This window comes from Arthrobacter sp. 05L45_2, from assembly GCF_056397525.1.
Genome location: NZ_JBFTNO010000245.1, coordinates 1 through 3,844 on the forward strand (window position 1 = coordinate 1; position 3,844 = coordinate 3,844).

The 3,844-nt window shown below is 60.8% G+C and carries 6 protein-coding genes; 5 read left to right on the forward strand and 1 reads right to left on the reverse strand.

The window, feature by feature from the left end; all coding sequences use genetic code 11:
- Together AC1DHD_RS14725 and AC1DHD_RS14730 are read left to right on the forward strand one after the other, a co-directional pair.
- A partial coding sequence (locus AC1DHD_RS14725; RefSeq protein ID WP_476880428.1) for a carbohydrate ABC transporter permease occupies positions 1 to 567 on the forward strand: 567 nt, incomplete at its 5' end.
- Between the two features lie 125 nt (positions 568 to 692).
- Positions 693 to 857 (forward strand): hypothetical protein, encoded by a 165-nt coding sequence (locus AC1DHD_RS14730; RefSeq protein ID WP_476880429.1) that lies wholly within the window; start codon positions 693 to 695, stop codon positions 855 to 857.
- Positions 858 to 899: 42 nt separating this feature from the next.
- Here AC1DHD_RS14730 and AC1DHD_RS14735 read toward each other — a convergent pair whose 3' ends face one another.
- A complete protein-coding gene (locus AC1DHD_RS14735) occupies positions 900 to 1,640 on the reverse strand; it encodes a GAF and ANTAR domain-containing protein (protein WP_476880430.1) in 741 nt (246 codons plus the stop codon).
- Positions 1,641 to 1,877: 237 nt separating this feature from the next.
- Here AC1DHD_RS14735 and AC1DHD_RS14740 point away from each other — a divergent pair, with 237 nt between their 5' ends.
- The 3 genes from AC1DHD_RS14740 to AC1DHD_RS14750 all read left to right on the forward strand — a co-directional run.
- Positions 1,878 to 2,165 (forward strand): hypothetical protein, encoded by a 288-nt coding sequence (locus AC1DHD_RS14740; protein ID WP_476880431.1) that lies wholly within the window; start codon positions 1,878 to 1,880, stop codon positions 2,163 to 2,165.
- Between the two features lie 583 nt (positions 2,166 to 2,748).
- A complete protein-coding gene (locus tag AC1DHD_RS14745) occupies positions 2,749 to 3,336 on the forward strand; it encodes a TMEM175 family protein (protein ID WP_476880432.1) in 588 nt (195 codons plus the stop codon).
- A gap of 192 nt (positions 3,337 to 3,528) precedes the next feature.
- Positions 3,529 to 3,844 (forward strand): dihydrofolate reductase family protein (locus AC1DHD_RS14750; protein ID WP_476880433.1); only part of this gene is annotated, 316 nt, incomplete at its 3' end.

Below are 3,844 nucleotides of genomic sequence, written 5' to 3' on the forward strand. Positions count from 1 at the left end.
GCCTACTTCCGCTTCCCCGGCCGCAGTTTCCTTTTCGGACTTGTGCTGGCCACCATGATGCTTCCGGGTGCCGTCACGATGGTCCCGCAGTACCTGATTTGGAAGAACCTGGGGGTTCTTGGCACCTGGATTCCTCTCTTCGGAATGAACCTATTCGGCTCGGCCTTCTACATTTTCCTGCAGCGGCAGTTCTTCCTCGGGCTCCCCCGCGAACTGTTCGAGGCGGCCCGAATCGACGGGGCCAGCTACTTCGGACTTTTCCGGCGGATAGCCCTGCCGCTGTCCATCCCGTCGCTGGTGGTGATCTTCATCTTCGAGTTCCAAGCGAGCTGGAACAATCTTCAGTCCGCGCTAATCTACCTGAACGCCGGTTCCGTCGAAGGCTTCACCGCGCCCTTGGGGATCGCCTACGCGATGACCAAGTACAGCCCCACCAACGGCGGCCAGGGCGACTACCAGTACGTGATGGTCGCAACGCTGCTCATTACATTGCCGATGCTGGTCCTGTTCGCCTTTGGCCAACGTCATTTTATCGAGGGCGTAGCCACAGAGGGCAGGAAAGGCTGACAAGGGGCCTGGGATAAGCGAGGGTGGACCTCGGAGACTACCGCGGAGTTGCCCCACCGGAGCCCGGCACCAGCTGTATACGAAAAACCATCGACACCTTTGCAACCGGCACCTACCGTGGTGCCATGGACATACGACCGACGAACGACCCACCTGATCCGGACCACGCAACCGCCGGCGATGAGGTGCCGGCCGATGCATTTTCCCCGGTGGTCGACCCCGATCTCACACCGGGCCCCTCTCCCGACGAGAAGCAGGCGCAGAGCCCGCATGACGAGGAACAGGCATAACAACTGCAACGGGCGCGGGGCGCTGCCTTTAGCCGCGCCGCCCTAGTCAAAGTGCGTGGTGACTTTTCCTCCGCCCGCGGATTCGACGACGGAAGCTGCTACATCGCGGAGCTTCAGGTTGCGGTGGTTCGAGGCAGACTTGATTAGATCAAACGCCTCCTGTTGCGTGCACCGGTTCTGCGCGATGATGACGCCAACAGCCATGTCGATCACCGTGCGCGACGTCATCGCCAGCCGCAGGCTCTCGGCTGCTTGGCTGTGCTGAGAGAGCAACACCGCCAATCTCAGGCCCTTGGAGGCTTGAGAGACGAACTCCTGGGCAAGGTTTACCGCTCCGCCGCCAAACGCGTTGGCTTTTTCCGAATAAAGGTTTAATCCCGCGCGGACCGTGTTGTCAGGGAGGTGAAACGGGACGGCGAGGATGGATCTGATGCCGTTAGCGGTGGCAATGGCGTTGTAGTTCGGGAAAGTCTCGTCACCGGCCAAGTCTGGAATGTGGACCAGCAATTGCCTGCGGCTGGCCATCAAACATGGTCCCTCATCGAGCTGGTACTGCAGCTCGTCGAGCTTGAGTGCCTTTTCACCGCTGCTGGCCACCGTTCCCGCCGAGCCGTGACGTAACAACGTAATTCCGCAGAACACCTCATTGCTGCCCGAGGACAGATTGGCAGCGGCATAACAGGCAAGCTCATCGAGGAAATCCGCAACATCCTGAGTCGCCAGGAGCAAGTCCTGAATTTCCGCGACCACCGGTTCCCGCCGGTCGTCGATCGGGCCGGGCATACTCGTCGGTTCCATACCTAACTATGTACCCCTCTAAGACCGGGCGGGCTACCCCGCGGACCTCAAGACCGGCACTCCGCCTGCGCCGACCGGACCCTGGATGCTGGACCCCGCCCCCACAACGCACTGTGGGCTACGAGTGTGACCTAAGTTACTTCCGCGTACAAAAGTGGTGCCCTACGATATTTTTTGGGTCAAGGCGCGGCCCGTTCGTTTTTCGTAGAGAGCTTCAGATCTATGACTACCGGCAAACTCAGCGTCACGATCTCAGTGGACCTCGACGCTTCGACTGTCACGATCCGCCCGGTTGGCACGCTGACCACGCGCAACATCCAAGTCCTCCTCACCCTTCGCCACCGGGCTGAGCGCGTCCTCCCCCAGTGCGAGGTCGACCTTGACAGCAGTCAACTTCGGTACGACGCGGCGGGCACCCTGGACGCCCTGGCCAGCTCTGGACTCCATCCGGGCGCCATGCGGCACAGCGGCAGCAACAGGTCTCAGCCCACCCTGAGGCAGGCCGCATGAACGCCATCCGTACAAGCGCCTGCGACCGTACCGTGCACTCGTATACCGGTTGGGCCGCCCTGCCGCCGCGCGAACTGACCGCACTACGACAAGCTGCGCTCACTGCGAACGGCACAGAAAACCCGGCTCTGGTATCTGAGCTTCTCGCACTGATCGACCGGGAATTAGCCAAAAGGGGGCCGAGACTCCCCCGCTCCCCACACCGGCTCTAACCGCGCCCCAGGCACCTGAAGATATGGCCGTCCATTGGGGGACGGCCATATCCCGGGAACCGCAACGCTGCATTTACGCATTCAAAAGCAGCCGCACCGTGGCCACCCCACGAGATCGCGCGGGAGATAACGGGCAACATACCGCTCCGAGCTGCCGCCTTGGACGGCGTGGGCAGGCCGAACACCGCGAACAGGGACCTGCATCGATGCGAAGCCGGCCCTACGGTATTGGTTGCCGCGGCCGCAGCGTCCGGGTAGATTTCAAGGAGTTCGCTCCTCAGTGGAGGCCAGCCGCAGCCTGGCCGGCCCTCGGCGCCTTCCGGCGTTGTTCGATCGGACCGCATTCTCGGGTACTTGATGGAATTCTCAGCATGAACAAAAACCGCCTCGAGGCCTTCAGCGACGGCGTGCTCGCCATCATCATTACGATCATGGTCCTGGAGTTGCGGGTACCCCTCGAGCCGAGCTGGGCGGGATTGGCGGACGTGCTGCCCACGTTCTTGAGCTATCTCCTAAGCTTCATATACGTGGGGATCTACTGGAACAACCATCACCACATGATCCACCTCGCTGAAAAGGTCAACGGATCCATCCTGTGGGCCAATCTGCATCTTCTGTTTTGGCTGTCCTTGTTTCCATTCACCACGCGCTGGATGGATGAGTTCGTTTTTGCTCAGGTGCCAGTATTGGTTTATGGACTCAATTTGTTCTGTGCCGCCGTCGCCTATTTTGTTCTGCAACAGTCTCTGATCCGCCAACAGGGGCACGAAGGCGCCCTCTCACGAGCCGTGGGGCGCGATTGGAAAGGCAAAGCCTCACCCCTGATCTACCTCCTTGGCATGGCTTTAGCGACGCTGCAACCGTTGCTGGGCCTCGGGCTCTATACCGTTGCAGCCCTGCTCTGGCTGGTTCCGGACCGCCGTATGGAGCATGTCCTCAAGACCACGAGCCAGGCCTAACTGCTGAACGAAAAAAGCCATGGCGTCGACGATCAAAAATAGGTCCCCTGTCCTCCGCTCGTCCTTATCCTTGCGGCGACTTTCGCACGACGGCTGTCCCGCCATCAGAGCAGCCAACTGGAAACCGTTCACGAGCGTATTCCATTCATATAGGTCTTTACGACGTCGACCTCCCGATGGAAAGCTGGCGCCATGCGGAACCTCATTTTCGCCATGAACGTGACCCTCGACGGCTATATCGCCGCACCTGGCGATGACATCGGTTGGGGCGTGCAAAGCGACGAGCTCTTCCAGTGGTGGCTGGACGTGGAGCTGGCCAACAGCCTGTCCCTGTACGGGCGAAAGCTCTGGACCGTCATGAGTTCCCACTGGCCCACCGGCGACCAGCAGCCCAACGCCACCTCCGCGGAGATCGAATTTGCGCGGAACTGGCGGGACACACCGAAGGTGGTGTTCTCCTCGACGATCGACACGGTCAACTGGAATGCCCGCCTGGTCACCCGCGACG

Bases quoted from the DNA above. Each gene is read 5' to 3' on its own strand.
- AC1DHD_RS14730 (WP_476880429.1), top strand. From the start codon at position 693: ATGGACATACGACCGACGAACGACCCACCTGATCCGGACCACGCAACC.
- AC1DHD_RS14735 (WP_476880430.1), bottom strand. From the start codon at position 1,640: ATGCCCGGCCCGATCGACGACCGGCGGGAACCGGTGGTCGCGGAAATT.
- AC1DHD_RS14740 (WP_476880431.1), top strand. From the start codon at position 1,878: ATGACTACCGGCAAACTCAGCGTCACGATCTCAGTGGACCTCGACGCT.
- AC1DHD_RS14745 (WP_476880432.1), top strand. From the start codon at position 2,749: ATGAACAAAAACCGCCTCGAGGCCTTCAGCGACGGCGTGCTCGCCATC.